The sequence below is a fragment of the Patiriisocius sp. Uisw_017 genome (genome assembly GCF_047731265.1).
Lineage (GTDB): Bacteria > Bacteroidota > Bacteroidia > Flavobacteriales > Flavobacteriaceae > Patiriisocius.
Window position 1 is genome coordinate 1,069,608 of the sequence record NZ_CP159835.1, and the last position, 15,786, is coordinate 1,085,393.

At 36.6% G+C, this 15,786-nt stretch carries 17 protein-coding genes; 8 read left to right on the forward strand and 9 right to left on the reverse strand.

The features are described from left to right. Positions 1-4: 4 nt before the first annotated feature. The 4 genes from ABXT67_RS04865 to ABXT67_RS04880 are packed head-to-tail and all read left to right on the forward strand — an operon-like array spanning position 5 to position 3,548. Positions 5-2,350 carry a beta-N-acetylhexosaminidase gene (locus ABXT67_RS04865; RefSeq protein WP_415376160.1) on the forward strand — a complete coding sequence of 782 codons (2,346 nt, stop codon included), beginning with the start codon at positions 5-7 and terminating at the stop codon, positions 2,348-2,350. A gap of 30 nt (positions 2,351-2,380) precedes the next feature. Then, positions 2,381-2,548 (forward strand): hypothetical protein, encoded by a 168-nt coding sequence (locus ABXT67_RS04870; protein ID WP_415376161.1) that lies wholly within the window; start codon positions 2,381-2,383, stop codon positions 2,546-2,548. Positions 2,549-2,550: 2 nt separating this feature from the next. Then, a complete protein-coding gene (locus ABXT67_RS04875; protein ID WP_415376162.1) occupies positions 2,551-2,847 on the forward strand; it encodes a type II toxin-antitoxin system RelE/ParE family toxin in 297 nt (98 codons plus the stop codon). Continuing rightward, on the forward strand, positions 2,844-3,548 hold the full coding sequence (locus tag ABXT67_RS04880) for a copper homeostasis protein CutC (protein WP_415376163.1): 705 nt from the start codon (positions 2,844-2,846) through the stop codon (positions 3,546-3,548). Before ABXT67_RS04875 ends, ABXT67_RS04880 begins: the two co-directional genes overlap by 4 nt. Positions 3,549-3,554: 6 nt before the next feature. Here the strand turns inward: ABXT67_RS04880 and ABXT67_RS04885 are convergent, their stop codons facing one another. Then, positions 3,555-4,022, reverse strand: a complete 468-nt coding sequence (locus tag ABXT67_RS04885) for a CYTH domain-containing protein (RefSeq protein WP_415376164.1) — start codon at positions 4,020-4,022, stop codon at positions 3,555-3,557. Next, complete coding sequence (locus ABXT67_RS04890; protein ID WP_415376165.1) at positions 4,015-4,671, reverse strand: NAD(P)H-binding protein; 657 nt, start codon at positions 4,669-4,671, stop codon at positions 4,015-4,017. Before ABXT67_RS04890 ends, ABXT67_RS04885 begins: the two co-directional genes overlap by 8 nt. Positions 4,672-5,107: 436 nt before the next feature. Here ABXT67_RS04890 and dinB point away from each other — a divergent pair, with 436 nt between their 5' ends. Together dinB and ABXT67_RS04900 are read left to right on the forward strand one after the other, a co-directional pair. Further along, on the forward strand, positions 5,108-6,214 hold the full coding sequence (gene dinB, locus ABXT67_RS04895; RefSeq protein WP_415376166.1) for a DNA polymerase IV: 1,107 nt from the start codon (positions 5,108-5,110) through the stop codon (positions 6,212-6,214). A gap of 171 nt (positions 6,215-6,385) precedes the next feature. Beyond that, complete coding sequence (locus ABXT67_RS04900; RefSeq protein ID WP_415376167.1) at positions 6,386-7,162, forward strand: SH3 domain-containing protein; 777 nt, start codon at positions 6,386-6,388, stop codon at positions 7,160-7,162. Between the two features lie 55 nt (positions 7,163-7,217). Here ABXT67_RS04900 and pyk read toward each other — a convergent pair whose 3' ends face one another. The 6 genes from pyk to ABXT67_RS04930 form a co-directional block, all read right to left on the reverse strand. Then, positions 7,218-8,645 carry a pyruvate kinase gene (gene pyk / locus ABXT67_RS04905; protein WP_415376168.1) on the reverse strand — a complete coding sequence of 476 codons (1,428 nt, stop codon included), beginning with the start codon at positions 8,643-8,645 and terminating at the stop codon, positions 7,218-7,220. Next, entirely contained in the window at positions 8,646-9,137 is a 492-nt protein-coding gene (locus ABXT67_RS04910) for an IPExxxVDY family protein (RefSeq protein ID WP_415376169.1), read from the reverse strand. A gap of 426 nt (positions 9,138-9,563) precedes the next feature. Beyond that, positions 9,564-10,010: a hypothetical protein gene (locus tag ABXT67_RS04915; RefSeq protein ID WP_415376170.1), complete on the reverse strand. Its 447-nt coding sequence runs from the start codon at positions 10,008-10,010 to the stop codon at positions 9,564-9,566. Positions 10,011-10,350: 340 nt separating this feature from the next. Next, complete coding sequence (gene rnc, locus ABXT67_RS04920) at positions 10,351-11,091, reverse strand: ribonuclease III (protein ID WP_415376930.1); 741 nt, start codon at positions 11,089-11,091, stop codon at positions 10,351-10,353. Between the two features lie 14 nt (positions 11,092-11,105). After that, positions 11,106-12,359 carry a beta-ketoacyl-ACP synthase II gene (gene fabF, locus ABXT67_RS04925; RefSeq protein ID WP_415376171.1) on the reverse strand — a complete coding sequence of 418 codons (1,254 nt, stop codon included), beginning with the start codon at positions 12,357-12,359 and terminating at the stop codon, positions 11,106-11,108. A gap of 12 nt (positions 12,360-12,371) precedes the next feature. After that, positions 12,372-12,605 carry an acyl carrier protein gene (locus ABXT67_RS04930; RefSeq protein ID WP_151672630.1) on the reverse strand — a complete coding sequence of 78 codons (234 nt, stop codon included), beginning with the start codon at positions 12,603-12,605 and terminating at the stop codon, positions 12,372-12,374. A 176-nt stretch (positions 12,606-12,781) separates the two neighbouring features. Between ABXT67_RS04930 and ABXT67_RS04935 the strand changes: the two genes are divergently transcribed. Further along, entirely contained in the window at positions 12,782-13,378 is a 597-nt protein-coding gene (locus ABXT67_RS04935; RefSeq protein ID WP_415376172.1) for a phosphoribosylglycinamide formyltransferase, read from the forward strand. 126 nt (positions 13,379-13,504) lie between these two features. Then, positions 13,505-14,143: a viroplasmin family protein gene (locus tag ABXT67_RS04940; protein WP_415376173.1), complete on the forward strand. Its 639-nt coding sequence runs from the start codon at positions 13,505-13,507 to the stop codon at positions 14,141-14,143. Here ABXT67_RS04940 and ABXT67_RS04945 read toward each other — a convergent pair whose 3' ends face one another. Beyond that, positions 14,144-15,670 carry a hypothetical protein gene (locus ABXT67_RS04945; RefSeq protein WP_415376174.1) on the reverse strand — a complete coding sequence of 509 codons (1,527 nt, stop codon included), beginning with the start codon at positions 15,668-15,670 and terminating at the stop codon, positions 14,144-14,146. Positions 15,671-15,786: the final 116 nt, after the last annotated feature.

Below are 15,786 nucleotides of genomic sequence, written 5' to 3' on the forward strand. Positions count from 1 at the left end.
AAATATGGCAAAGAAAACCTTCCGTAAAATCTCTCTGCTATTGGTGCTATTAGGGTTACTAAGCATTACAAGCTGTAGCGATACATCGAGCTTTGATTATGTTGCAAGTACTCATATTATTCCAGCTCCAAAGCAATTGGTAACTGGAGAAGGGTTTTTTACTTTAGACAAAAATATAAGCTTTAAGTCAATTGAATACTTTGGTAGCGAAAACAGCTATTTCTCAAACTATATGCAACAGAAATTGGGGTTTAATTTTGAAACTACAAACCGTGATGATAAAGCTCAAATACTCTTTAAAAGGAACAATAATTTAGTAGAAGAAGGGTATTTGCTGTCGATAGATCAAAAAATCACCATCGAAGCAAATACCCAAAAAGGGCTGTTTTATGGAATTCAATCATTAATTCAGTTACTCCCTTTTGAACACCTACAGGCTCTTAAAGTAAAAAGTGTAAAATTCCCTAGGGTCATAGTTAAAGACGAACCCAAATTCAAATACCGTGGAATGCATCTTGACGTATCACGACATTTCTTTCCAGTCGAGTTTATAAAAGAATACATTGACCATCTAGCCATGCTTAAGATGAACAACTTTCACTGGCACTTAACCGACGATCAAGGATGGCGAATTGAGATTAAACAATATCCTGAGCTAACAAACAAAGCAGCCAATCGCCAAGAAACCTTGATAGGGCATTATAACGATTCTCCACAAGAATTTGACGGCAAACGTTATGGCGGGTTTTACACACAAGAGGACGTAAAAGAAATTGTAGCCTATGCCTCTCAAAGACATATCACAGTAATTCCAGAGATTGAAATGCCAGGGCACACACAAGCTGCGATACACGCATATCCTGAGTTAGGTTGTACGGGTTTACAAGTACCCGTAGCCACAAAATGGGGGGTTTTTGAAGAGGTATTCTGTCCAAAGGAAGAGACCTTTACATTTCTTAAAAATGTCTTAGATGAAGTCGCAGCTTTATTCCCGAGTGAATATATCCATATTGGTGGTGACGAAGCTCCAAAAACCAGATGGAAATCATGTGCCCACTGTCAGAATTTAATGAAAGATAAAGGACTAAAAAACGAAGAAGAATTACAAAGCCATTTTATTACTACTATTGAAAAACACCTTAATAGTACAGGTAAAAAAATAATAGGTTGGGACGAAATTTTAGAAGGCGGTCTCGCACCCAATGCCACAGTAATGTCATGGCGAGGGTCTAATGGAGCTATTGAAGCTGCAAAAGAAGGCCATGATGTAATCATGACTCCTACGAGCCACTCTTATTTTGATTATTATCAAGCCACCTACGAAGATGAGCCAACGGCAATTGGCGGTTATCTTCCGCTTAAAAAGGTCTTTGGGTTTAATCCCGTTCCCGCCGAACTAAATCCTGAAGAAGCAAAACACGTTCTTGGCGCACAGGGAAATATCTGGACTGAATATATATCCACCTCAGACCAATTAGAATATATGGCCTTCCCCAGAATGTTAGCAATGGCGGAAGTTGTTTGGAGTGGTCCCACAAAAAATCTAGAAGAAGATTACGATAATTTTTTAGAGCGATTAGAACCTTTTATGGAACGAATGGATGTTTTAGATATTAACTACGCAAACCATCTTTTTAATTTGGAAGGTGCGGTTGTAAAAGAAAACAACGAAGTATTTTATACATTAAGTACTCCTACAAAAGGAAAGGAAATAAGATACAGTGTTAATGACAAAAAGAAACTAAAGTACGTAAAGCCTTTTAAAATTTCAGCCCTCACTTCACCAGAGGCTGCAAAGGGTATTCCTCAATATGTAATTAATGGACAGGTTTATAAAAAGGGAGCTGCCGTGGGGCGCAAATTTTCAGACACAATTGACTATCACAAAGCAGTTAATGCTCAAGTAGCTATAAATGTGGAACCACATCCTGCTTATAGCGCTGGCGGTAAAGAAGCGCTCATAAATGGAGTGAACGGGAGCAATACCCGCTTTGGAGATAAAGAGTGGTTGGGCTTTTGGGGTGATGATTTAGAGATTACCATCACATTTCCAGAACCTACTAAAATCAATAAAATAAGTACTCGTTTTTATAATGCAAATGGGCAGTGGTTGTATGCACCTAATAATTGGAGGGCAATAATTACTTTAGAAAATGGCAGCATACTTTCTAACAAACAAATGATTAATAGCGACGAACAAATAGTTTTATCAGAAATGAAATTAGACACTAAAAGTTATTTAACTAAGCAACTAGTCCTTCGTATCCCTAGCTACGGTATAATCCCAGACGGCTATCAAGGAGCTGGCAATAAAGCGTGGACGTTTATAGATGAGGTAATTGTTGAATAATAACTATATTGTAGTATAAATTAAAAAATTATGTTGTCTAAAGAAATTGTTAGAAAGCAATTAGAAAACTTTCCTGATCAGTTTTCCATTGACGAGCTTGTAGAACGCCTCATCTTGCTAGTTAAAATAGAAAAAGGCAATAAACAATCTGAAGATAATAATGTGGTTTCTGATAATGACCTTGACAAAGAAATTTAACAATGGTTCAAATAAACTGGTCGCCACAATCTATTTCAGATTTAAAAACTATTAAGGAATATATTGCTAAAGATTCTTATAAATATACAAAACTACAAGTAATCAAACTTAGATTGCGACCTCGAATTCTGCAAGAACACATTTACGCTGGTCATATTGTTGATGAAATGGAAGACAAAAAATATCGAGAGTTAATTGAAGATAATTATAGAGTCATCTATAAAATTGTAAATAGTCCTAGAATCGACATCCTTACCATCCACCATACAGCTAGAGATCTTTCAAAAAAGAATCTATGAAAATAGAAGTCTGTGCCAATGGTTTTGAATCTGCATTTATTGCGAATGAGACAGGTGCAAATCGTATTGAATTATGTGAAAACTTGTCAGTGGGAGGCATTACTCCTTCAAGAGCAATGATCACTCGAGTACTTCAAGAAATAGGGATTGAAACACACGTTTTAATTAGACCAAGAGCAGGAGATTTTTGTTATTCTGAAACAGAAATTATCACGATGATTCAAGATATCGAGTTCTGTAAAATAATGGGTTGCAATGGGATTGTAAGCGGAATACTAACTTCGGAAAATAACATTGACCTTCTAAATACCGAAAGGCTCATTGAAGCTGCAGGCAAAATGGAATTTACCTTCCACCGCGCTTTTGATGTTTGCCGAAACCCCTTACTTGCTCTGCAGCAACTAAATGGTTTAAAAGTCAAACGCCTTCTGAGCTCGGGACAAAAATCAAAAGCAATTGACGGAATTGAATTATTGAAAGCATTGAAAACACTTTCCGAAGAGAAAATTCAGATAATGCCTGGTGGTGGAATCACTCCAAAAAATGTGTTCGTGTTTAAAGAAGCTGGCTTTGAAATGGTTCATTTTTCGGCAATAAAAAAAGAAGCTTCTGCGAATAATGAAAACTTATTTATAGCTTCCGTTTCTGGTGTTTCAAATGCTAGAACAATACTACAAATTAAAAAGATTCTAGGAGTTTGATCGTGCTCACCAATTCATAAAAGGATGCTGACTCAATTGTGAATTGTAGTATTTAATTTCCCCCGTAACCTCTTGACCCAACCAATCCGGTTTTTCAAATTTTTCGTTTTCAGAAGACAGCTCTACTTCGGCCACAATTAATCCTTTGTTATTTCCTGAGAATTCATCAATCTCGAAAACGTGATTTTCTACTTTTACTTCATACCGAAATTTTTCAATGCTGCCTTCTTCACAAAGCTTTAACAGCGCTTGCGCTTCTGTAACAACAATTTCTTTTTCCCACTCAAAACGTGTGGTACCCGAGTCATTTCCTTTTCCTTTTATAGTCAAAAACCCTTTGTCTCCTTTAATCCTAACGCGTACCGTTCGCTCTGGATGCGTGTTTAAAAAACCCTGCACAATGCGTTTTTTTGAACGTGCTTCAGCCTTATACGCCTCGTTTTTCACTAAGAATTTACGTTCTACTTCAACCACGATCTGAGATGTTTTTTATTTGGTGAGATTCAATTCGGGTCTCTTCATATCCATTTTTAGCGACGAGCAACATCGCCTTAGCGATGGTCTCAGCCGCAATCATCTTATATTTGTTCACAATTACAAAATCGAAAAACTTAAAAGAAACCTGCGCTATTTTTTCACCCAATCTCTTTTCATCTCTATCACCTCCAATTAATGAAGGCTGAAAGATATAGCTGTTTTTTAAGCCTATAGCCAATACATCGCGCTCCATTTCTCCCTTAACGCTATTGTAAAATGTATTGCTATTTACATCAGCGCCCAGAACTGAGATCACTTCGAAAGTTTCAATCTTGTTTCGCTTTGCAAGTTTTGCTGCTGCAACAGGAATACCGCAATCAATTTTTTTATAAGTTTCTTTGTTCGGTGTTTTTGCCTTTGTTGTGCCAATGCAGCAAAAAACAACATCCCCTTTAAATGCTTCGGCAAACGTTTCTAATTTAAATAAATCCCCTAGATGCTCTTCGATTTTAGGATGGCTTTTTTGGCAGGAATTCCTGCCAAAAATTTTTATTTTAGAATAGCTAGAGTCTTTTAAAAGCAAGGTTAAAAGGATGCCTCCAGTAAGGCCAGTTGCGCCTATGAGTATCGCTGTTTTAGGATTCATTGTGTTGCGTTTTTAATTTCCACGGCCGTTATTTCTTGTTTCACCCGCATTGTAAATAATGATTTGGTTTCCCTCTGGATCTTTTAATCGCGCATTGATCTAGAGCGAAGTTTATGGGGTCTCATCCATTTCAAATATAATTCCTTTCTTCTATAGTTCTGTTATTTTTTCGGCTCCATCTTTCACTTCAAAATAGATCCAAATTTCACTTTCGAGAATCGTTTCAGAAAAATGAATACGGAAGGTTGTTTCTCCTTGTGGCGCTTCAAATATCGCATAGGTCTAATTTGTATACACAATTAAAACAAGTCCTAGTTGCCTGTAGAAATTGATCACGCGAGAAACATTTGTGGACGGTATTGTTATTTGATTTAGGTTCATAGCAAATTGTAAAACTCCTTCGATTTGTGAGCATTAAAGGTATTAAATTTACAGGATGGAACAGGAGCTCCCCATAAGAAAAATCATCCACGTGGATATGGACGCATTTTATGCGAGTGTTGCGCAATTAGATGACCCTTCTCTTGTGGGCAAGGCTATCGCGGTGGGTGGTGGTGGGTCTCGTGGAGTGGTGAGTGCTGCAAGTTACGAGGCGCGTAAGTTTGGGGTGCGTTCTGCGATGGCCGGTTCGCTCGCTATAAAATTATGCCCACACTTAATTTTTGTGAAAAGTGATTTTGATAGGTACCGAGAAATTTCGGAAAAAGTACGAAAGATCTTTTTTGAATATTCTGAAAAGGTAGAGCCATTATCCCTAGATGAAGCCTATTTAGATGTAACCGAAAATAAAAAAGGGAATCCGAGCGCAACATTAATTGCCAAAGAAATACGAGATAAAATCAAAGCGAGGACAGGTTTAAATGCTTCCGCAGGAATTAGTATTAATAAATTTATCGCGAAAGTTGCCAGTGACATTAACAAACCCAACGGGCAAAAAACAGTGCCTCCAGAAGATGTTTTAGACTTTTTAGAAGGACTAGATATTAAAAAGTTTTACGGTGTTGGCAAAGTAATGAAAGATAAAATGTACCGCCACGGAATTTATACGGGTGCAGATTTAAAGGGAAGAAGTTTTGAATATCTCGAAGAAAACTTTGGAAAAAGCGGCGCCTATTACTACAATATTGTGCGCGGAATTCACCTCAGCGAAGTCAAAGCAGAGCGCACTCGAAAATCATTAGCTGCAGAGAGAACTTTTTCTGAAAATATTTCTTCTGAAATTTTTATGCTAGAACGCCTAGAGCAAATTGCTGAAGAAGTAGAGCGCAGACTCAAAAAAAGTAAAGTTGCCGGAAAAACGGTTACACTTAAAATTAAGTACAGTGATTTTACGTTACAAACTCGAAGCAAAACACTTCCCATTTATATAGGGAACAAAGATTTGATTATGGAGACCATAAAGGAATTACTGTTTCAAGAAGGAATGAAAAACAGTGTGCGGTTGTTAGGAATTTCGATGTCCAATCTAAACAATGAAAAAAAACAAAAAATAGCTGCTACCGAAGAAAAAAAGTATGATGTACAGTTAAGACTTGATTTTTAGTCCTTCGATACAATTTTTTGATTTGTGCCAAAGGCACTATCAAAAAATTGTATCGAAGGACGGATTCTATTTTTAGAGCGGCAGATACTAAATCATCTTGAACGCATACGCAAATAGCCATATTTAGACCCTTAGTTTGAAGTAGCTTTACCATATAATTAAAAAAATATTATGAAAAACACAATCCAAATCCTTAGCCTGTGTGCAATCGTAACGCAATTAACTGCGTGCGGCACAGAAACAAAGAAAACTGCGCTTCAAGAAAACAATAATGAAGTACAACTTGTTGAAATCTCAAAACCAGAAACCGCTATTGGTGATTACTTATATGTTACAGCTTCTAGCGGATTGTCTTTGAGAAAGCACGATAACTTAAACAGCGATAAGCTTGCCGTGATGCCTTACGGCACAAAACTAAAAGTACTCACTATCGAAGCGAATGAAAAAATGAATGTTGCTGGTATTCGCGGTGGAATGAACAAAGTGGCCTATAATAATAAAGAAGGATATGCCTTTAACGGATATCTATCAGAATTGTTCCCCCCAGAAAAAGGGATGAATGCTAAACAGTATATTGAAGATTTAAAAGCGACACACTCTAATACTTCCTATTTTGAAACTACTGGTGGAACAGCAAGCAATCCTAGCAATACCGAAACTGTTTTATTACCCACCACAAAATGGTACGAGGCGTATGCGGTTGCGCAAAAGTTATACGATATTCCTTTGAGTATGGCATTCCCAAAAGTTTCTGGAAAGGATTTTCAAACTATAAAAAACACTAAAAAACCAGATCATTTGTCTTTAAGTGAATTGAAAATAGAACGCCGTGATAATATGATTCAACAAATAATCTACTCCCAAGCTTTACAAAGGTATGACTCTAGCGTAACTATAACTAAACAAGGAACATTAATGAAAATAAAATGGACCGGAATTGCCAAGTAACTATACGGCTAAAATTATTAAGCCTTTCAAGCTATTTAAACTTGAAAGGCTTTTTTTATACTTGACTCACTCGTAAGGTATTTACCATCCCTTTATCTACAATAGGCATCGCTGCAAGGTTCACTAGATAATCTCCTTTTTTAACAAAACCGCGTTCTTTTGCTATTTTGTTTACATCATCCACTGTTTCATCTGTGCTTACATACTTATCATAATAAAATGCCTGCACACCCCAAAGTAAATTAAGCCTTGATAGAATGCGATGATTAGAGGTAAACACTAAAATATGCGCGCTCGGCCTCCAGGCTGAGATTTGAAAAGCAGTATAACCACTATTTGTTAGCGTGCATATAGCAGTTGCTTCAATCTCATTTGCCATATTTGCCGCATGATAACAAATCGATTTTGTAATGTATCTGTTTGTTCTAACATGGGGGGGTTCTTGTGGTACATTTATCAAAGAACTGTTTTCTACCTGCATGCAGATATTTGCCATTTTCTTGATAACCTCAACTGGGTATTTCCCTACAGAAGTTTCTCCACTTAACATTACCGCATCTGCACCATCCATAACGGAGTTTGCAACATCATTTACTTCTGCTCTTGTGGGTGTTAAACTAGTAATCATAGTCTCCATCATTTGAGTAGCAATGATTACTGGTATTCTCGCACGCTTTGCGGTAAGCACTAACTCTTTTTGAATCAATGGTACTTCCTCTGCAGGAACTTCAACACCTAAATCTCCACGAGCAACCATTAATCCATCACAATAGGAAACAATTTTATCAATATTTGCTACTGCTTCTGGCTTTTCGATTTTTGCAATGATTGGAATTTTGTGATCACAATGCGCTTCAATTAGGGCTTGTAATTCTTGTAAATCTGCAGCGTGTCTTACAAAAGAAAGTGCAATCCAATCTACATCTTGCGAAATGGCAAAGATAGCATCCTCCTTGTCCTTAGTAGTAAGTGCTGGCAGCGAAATATTAGTGTTAGGCAGGTTAACTCCCTTACGAGAGCGCAATGGCCCTCCCTGTAACACTTTGGTTTTTACTTCGTTTTTATTGTTTGTAGAAATCACTTCAAACATTAATTTACCGTCATCTAGTAGTACCCGCTCCCCTTTTTTGACATCGCGTGGGAAGTTGTCATAATTCATATACACCCTACTTGCAGTTCCCTCAAATTCTTCTCCTGTACAAAATGATATCAAATCACCAGGATTCACGACCACTTCCTCTTTCATAATCCCTACACGAAGTTTGGGGCCTTGTAAATCTGCTAATATGGCTGTTGTTGTGTCTAATTCTTTTCCTAAAGCACGAATGATTTTTATCGTTTTGGTTACGTTTTTATAATCAGCGTGAGAAAAATTCACTCTGAATACATTTACGCCAGCTAGAATCATTTGTTTTAATGTTTCCTTTTTAGCCGTTGCAGGCCCTAACGTTGCTACTATTTTTGTTCTTTTTTGATTTGGCATTTAGTAAAATATTAAATTATTTCTTGATTTGAGTTGGTCGATATCAATCTCAAAAGCCGAAATGATTTGTTTTATATTATTAATATTAGTTGTTAAGTTTCTTATTGAACCCTTTTTAAAATCGGAATATATTTTTAAAAAATAGTCCACTTGTTTGTATTCTGGAATGAGTACTGTTGTAATTGTCTCTTCATCTGCAAGCGCTCCAAAGAGACCTCCACTACTCGCTACTTTTGCACTTTGTGTTTTTCTTCTATTTGAAACTAAATTATAGGTTGTGTAATTAAATTCGTCTTCAAATTCGAATAAAGGAAAAGTAACTTCTAAACCTTTGTTATTGAATTCTAGATCTACTTTTTTTCGGCATAACCTTAGTCCTGTAAATTGATTTAATAGATAGGCGACTTTATAAGCTTCTTCACTGCAATGAATTGCAATAAGAGAAAAATCATCTTCAATATAATCATCCAAAATTAATTTATACGCACTCATTAGCAAAAATTAAAGTTTAAAAATAGGTATTGTTTAAGTACTAGGTTGTAAAGAAAATGTAAATTCTTTCATAAAGTACTCTTTGTTGTGGTAAAGTAGGGGTGCTGTCTTTTATAAATGGTTAAGAAGTAAAAGATCCTTGATTTTGACCTTACAAATCCTTTTAAATAGTAGCTTTAACGTGCTCGTTTGGCGGCCTGTTCTTCTGCTTTCTTTTTGCTAGTTGCACTTGCTTTGCATACGATGGCATCGGCTAGATATCGTTTATTTGACCCAAAAACAATGTTTTAGATTTCATTACAATCTTAGCAGTGTTTGTAAATATTATTAATTTTTTTTCGAAAACCATTTCGCGACAGGTTACCAATAAAAGTTTAAAGAACAGCGCTATTTCTTGGACTTTTAAAGCATTTAAATGCCACGTTATTATTTTATAAACCGTTCTGCAAATACCTTTCCATCTATGGTTTTGTTTACTAGACATATACCTGAAGAAAGCATAGAAACATTACAACTATTATAAACACAATGGACTTCCATTTGTTTGACCAATGCATCGCGTACCCGCACGTTTTCAAAAAATTGAGCACCTGTTCCTAAGATAACAGTGGTCTCTGATGGATTGGGGAATACTATGACAGCACTATTCAAGGCTACTTCTGGGGTGCTTAGTATAGTCCTATTTTCATACCACGCTGCCGCACAATCAACTATAGAAGCAGAAAGCACGTCATTATCGCGATCGCCATCAATATCAACCGGAATTACAAACTCCACATTAATGGCTTCATTTGTAATTATTTGCTGTGGACCAAATTGACGATAGCCCACGCACATAAAAAAAAAGAAAAACAATGTTATCAAATTTCTCATTGATTGCCTTTATAAATAACGGTTTCTTGTACCTCTCCACCTTCAAAGTTTTTCTCTGTTTTATAAAGCCCTGAGGGTAAATCATCAATAATTTAAGGGTTGTTTATTTGTAAAGGATCCCCTGCTGTCGAGGTGTAATTAATATTAACAGCGTTATAAATTAAGGTTAGTAGATTTTGCATAAACCACTGTTATGCAATAAGAGGTGTCTTATTCACTACTTTAAAGTAGAAAAAAATAAGATCAGCAAACAGAAAAATTAACGTACCATTATTAAAATATGCCTTTTAGTATAAGAAGAAACGTTTCTAATGGAATCGTTTAGCTGTTTTAAAGCCAATTAAAAGTCCTTATCTATGGCCACTTGTAGTTTAAAATAAGCTCTTTTCGACGCAGTTTCTTCTGCTTTCTTTTTGCTAGTTGCTCTTGCTTTGCCTACAATTTCGTCATCTAGATACAGTTTTACAGCAAAGTGTTTAAGTTTATCAATACCCGTATCTTCATAAACCGCAAACTTAAATTGCTTTTTATGCTTCTGGCACCATTCAATAAAAAGACTTTTATAACTAATTATTTTCCCTTCTAATTTTTCAATGTCAACATAAGGCTTGATGACTCTTTTGTCAATAAATTTTTCACAAGATCTATATCCTCTATCTAAATAAATAGCGCCTACCAAGGCTTCAAAAACATTCCCATGTATATTACCGCCAAATTGACTCAGTGGTATGGTCGTTTTTAAATGATTAATAAGTTGTAAATCGCGGCCTAGTTCGTTAAGGTGTTCACGGCTTACTACTTTACTTCGCATTTTTGTTAGATATCCTTCATTGCCGCCAGGCACTTCATTAAATAAATGTGCTGCGATAACAGCGCTTAACATGGCGTCCCCTAAGAATTCCATGCGCTCATAATTTTGCGCATGACCTTGGCTTGAAGTAGTATTTGTAGAGCGGTGTGTAAATGCTTCTTTGTAGATGGAGATGTCTTTTGGTTTAAAACCAAGAAGCTTCTTTATTGCTAAAAAAAAATCCCCGTCCTTTTCGGCACGGGAACTGAATATATTTTTTATTGAAGCCATAAACTCATCGCTTACTAAGCTCTCCATTTTTTAAAGAGTACACAAGCATTGTGGCCACCAAAACCAAAAGTATTACTCATTGAAATATTTACCTCACGTTCTTGCGCTTTATTTAGTGTAAGATTTAAAGAAGGATCTATATTTTCATCAATCGTGGTGTGGTTTATGGTTGGAGGAACAAGACTATGTTCCATAGACAAAATTGAAGCAATAGCCTCAATAGCACCTGCGGCACCCAATAAATGTCCTGTCATCGATTTAGTCGAATTGATATTAATGCTATTTGCGTGCTTACCAAAAACTTTACTTATTGCTTTTAATTCTGCCACATCACCTAATGGTGTTGATGTCCCGTGCGTGTTAATTGCATCTACTTGGCTAGCGTCTATTCCAGCATCGTTTAGGCAATTATGCATCACGCGTTCAACTCCTATTCCATCTGGATGTGGAGCCGTCATATGATAGGCATCACTTGACATTCCGCCACCAATGACTTCAGCATATATTTTTGCACCTCTCTTTATGGCGTGCTCGTATTCTTCTAATATTAAAGCACCCGCTCCTTCACCTAAAACAAACCCATCACGAGTTGCGTCAAAGGGTCTCGATGCTCCAGAAGGATCATCATTACGCGTTGAAAGTGCGTGCATAGCATTAAAACCACCTACACCTGCCTGAGTAATTGCTGCTTCACTTCCGCCGGTTACAATAATATCGCAGTACCCTAACCTAATATAGTTAAGTGCATCTATCATAGCATTTGCCGATGAAGCGCAAGCAGAGACCGTTGTATAATTAGGCCCCATAAATCCATGTTTAATAGAGATATTACCAGGAGCAATATCTGCAATCATTTTTGGAATAAAAAAGGGGTTGAAACGTGGCGTTCCATCCCCTTCTGCAAAATTCTTTACTTCATTTTGAAACGTCTCAATACCTCCTATTCCAGCACCCCAGATTACGCCTACGCGAAATTTATCTACAGTGTCAAGATCAATCCCTGCATCTAGAATAGCTTCATCGCTACTCACTAATGCATACTGGGCAAACTTGTCTAGTTTACGAGCCTCCTTACGATCAAAATGTTGTAATGGATCAAAATTCTTTATCTCACAAGCAAATTGGGTTTTGAACTTTTCAGAATCAAAATGCGTAATAGGTGCGCATCCGCTTTTACCATTTTTAAGTCCATCCCAATATTCTGTGATGTTGTTTCCGATGGGTGTTAGTGCACCTAGTCCTGTTACTACAACTCGCTTAAGTTCCATAAAGAAGTTGTCTTATTTGTTCTCTTCAATATAAGATACTGCTTGACCTACTGTCGCAATATTTTCAGCTTGATCGTCTGGAATCTGAATATCAAATTCTTTCTCAAATTCCATAATAAGCTCAACCGTATCTAGTGAATCTGCTCCCAAGTCGTTAGTGAAGCTTGCTTCGTTTACAACTTCGTTTTCGTCAACTCCAAGCTTATCTACGATAATAGCTTTTACTCTTGATGCAATGTCTGACATAATCTTTGTTTTTTTAAATTTTAATTAAGTGGCAAAAATAAAATATTTTAACTTAAAACACACTTTTAGTTTTAAAATGTGCAACCAATTTAAACATTTTTCGTCGAAGTGAAACTGTATTGCCTTACTTTTGTATATATTACTAGTGAAACCTCTAGGAAACCCTAACAAAATAAATGAAGAAGCGTATTGTAATTTTTGCTTCGGGTAACGGTACCAATACTCAAAACGTTATAAAATACTTTCAACACAATAAAGTTGCGGAGGTTGTCTGCGTGCTCTCGAACAAGAAGGATGCCAAAGTATTATCGCGTGCTGAAGCCAATGAAATAAAGGCGATATCTTTTAGCAAGACTGAATTATTGTCAGAAGAAGGAGTCCTTAAAACGCTTCAGTCCCTAAAACCACATCTTATTGTACTAGCGGGTTTTTTGCTGAAATTCCCCGAAATCATCATCAAAGCATTCCCAAATAAAGTACTAAACATTCATCCGGCACTCCTACCAAAGTACGGCGGAAGAGGAATGTACGGACGCCATGTCCATGAGGCAGTAGTAAATAATAAAGAAACTGAAACGGGAATCACCATCCATTATGTTAATGAGAACTACGATGAAGGGGCTATCATTTTTCAAGCAGCAACCCCTGTTACTTTTCTTGATAATGCAGCCGATGTAGCTGCTATGGTTCACGCGCTAGAACACGAATGGTTACCTAAGATTATTGAGGATTTATTGTCCTCCCCCAACCCCTCCAAGGGAGGGGAGCTTTGAATTAACGTGTCACCCTGCCCCGAAGCTTCGGGAGTCGAAGGGCATTTGAGCAAAATTAAAACTGGCGGGAAACGATACCTGCCAAGAAAACTTTAATTAAGTTACCCGCCTGCACGGGCAGTAAACATGAGTAAAAAACAAAAATACTACGTCGTTTGGTTTGGAAATCCCACAGGAATTTTTGATAGTTGGAAAAAATGCCAAGCATCCATTAAAGGAATAGCTGGCGCACAGTATATGAGTTTTGAAACCTTAAAAGAAGCCAACGTTGCCTACAACAAGGATTACAAGGACTATGTAGGAACCAAAAAGAATACCAAAAAAACACTCTCCGCAGCAGAAAAAGCCAAATTCGGAGAACCTAATTTATACTCTATTGCTGTAGATGCAGCTTCCAGCGGTAATCCTGGAATTATGGAATATCGCGGAGTGGTTACCCAAACCAAAAAACAATTATTTCATCAAGGCCCTTTCCAACAAGGCACTAATAACGTGGGTGAGTTTTTAGCCCTTGTGCACGGTCTTGCTTTTTTAAAACAGAAAAACAGTGACCTTCTTTTATACAGCGACAGCCGCATTGCGATTGGCTGGGTACGGAAGAAAAAATGCAACACCAAGCTAAAGCAAACCGCAAAAAACAAAGCGGTCTTCGATCTTATTTCTCGTGCCGAAACTTGGCTTAAAACGAATGCCTACCCAACAAAAGTTGTAAAATGGGAAACAAAAGCTTGGGGAGAGATTCCTGCAGATTTTGGGAGGAAGTGATTACCTATTAATCCCAACAACCCAGGCATTTTCAAATAAAGATAACTTTCTTAACGCCTCTTTTTTATTGAATATTTCAGTTAGGATATTGCCTCGTTCTACATAAACATAGGTCCATCCATTTTCAGGGTTTACAAAACCCTGAGGGTTATATCCTTTTGCCAATAAGTCATTAGTCCATTTGTTAACCCCTCTTTCTAAGGAGAAAACATTTGTTACAAGATAATACCCCGACGCCATTCCTTCTATCGAGAGATTCACAATGTCATCAACTCCGTTTATTATTTCAACGATTTCAATCTTAGACGGCACTTCGTTAGACGTTACTGTAATAATTTTTTGGACGGAATCCATTGGTTTTGTTTCAATTCGTTCACTTGTAAAATTATCTAACTTCTTTGTTGAGCTGTTATTTCTTTCTATTAAATAACTTTCTTCAATTTCTGTTTCAAAGGCTGTGAAGAAAAGGTAAAACCGGTCTTCTCTTGTTTTAAATTGGATTTTAGCATTTGCGGCATTGTTCTTAATAATACCTTTGGGAAGTTCCATTTTAATCAAATCAAAGCCCAGTGTGTTTTTACTAGAAGGAGTTCGCTCGCTTTTAGTTTTATTACCAGTCGTTATACTACTAGTAAAAAAATTACTTGCTTCTCTTTCGTTGGTTTCTAGTAATGTGTAGCGCCCTGTTTCAGAATTATAAATTGCACATTGATCCCCTTTTATTTTATCATCTCCTTCTAAGGAAGCCATCACAAGTGTTGAAACAATATCTCCTTGAGTTTTTACTTGAAAATCATCAAAAGTAATGTCCATAGATTTTTTGATTACTTGTTCAAAACCATCGTAGGTTGTGAAGTATTTTGGAGTTTCAGTAACATCCTCATAAATAATATACAGCAACCAACCCGCTGCGCTTCCTCCCTCTAGTTTGCCATTAACCGCTCTAATATTAGCCGCTGTAAAGATTGTTTTTTCAAAAGAGTTCTCTTTCAAGTATCCAGTAATATCTGCTCGACACACATAGGGAGAATCTCTTTTTAAAGCGCCTTTATTTTTGGCGTCAAACACAATCTCTCCTTCAATATCAAGGTAGGTTTGTTCTGAAGTTTTAATCTTTATACCATTAACACTGGGGACACGATCTCCTTTATTTTTGTAAATCATTCGTCTATTACCCTTTCGCATTACAGATTTTTCTGCAGGATATAAACCACTCCAATATAACCCTGCATACACAATACTTTGGGCAGTAGCTGGTAACACGATTTGAGCGCTGCTTGAACTGAATGTACTTTCATCGCCATCAATATCAACGTACTTCATATTAACGGCATCGTTGGGAACTTTAATGTCATTAAAGGGTTTTGTTTGGTGCTTCCCTAAAATAGTATTACCTACTAGGATAGAGTTTCCTTTTACAAATAATTTTTCGTTTACCTTGAAGTTAACTTTATCTTGAGAAAAGGACGATACAGAGCATGCAAGAAAAAGAAATATTGATAGAAAGCAGTGTGAATATATTTTCAAAACATTGTATTTAGACTTCGATAAATGTAATGAATTAAAACAAAAATTTAAACCAAAATTTGAAAAAAGTGAACTATTATAAGTTTAGTAACACACTATAAAAACGCTTATATTTG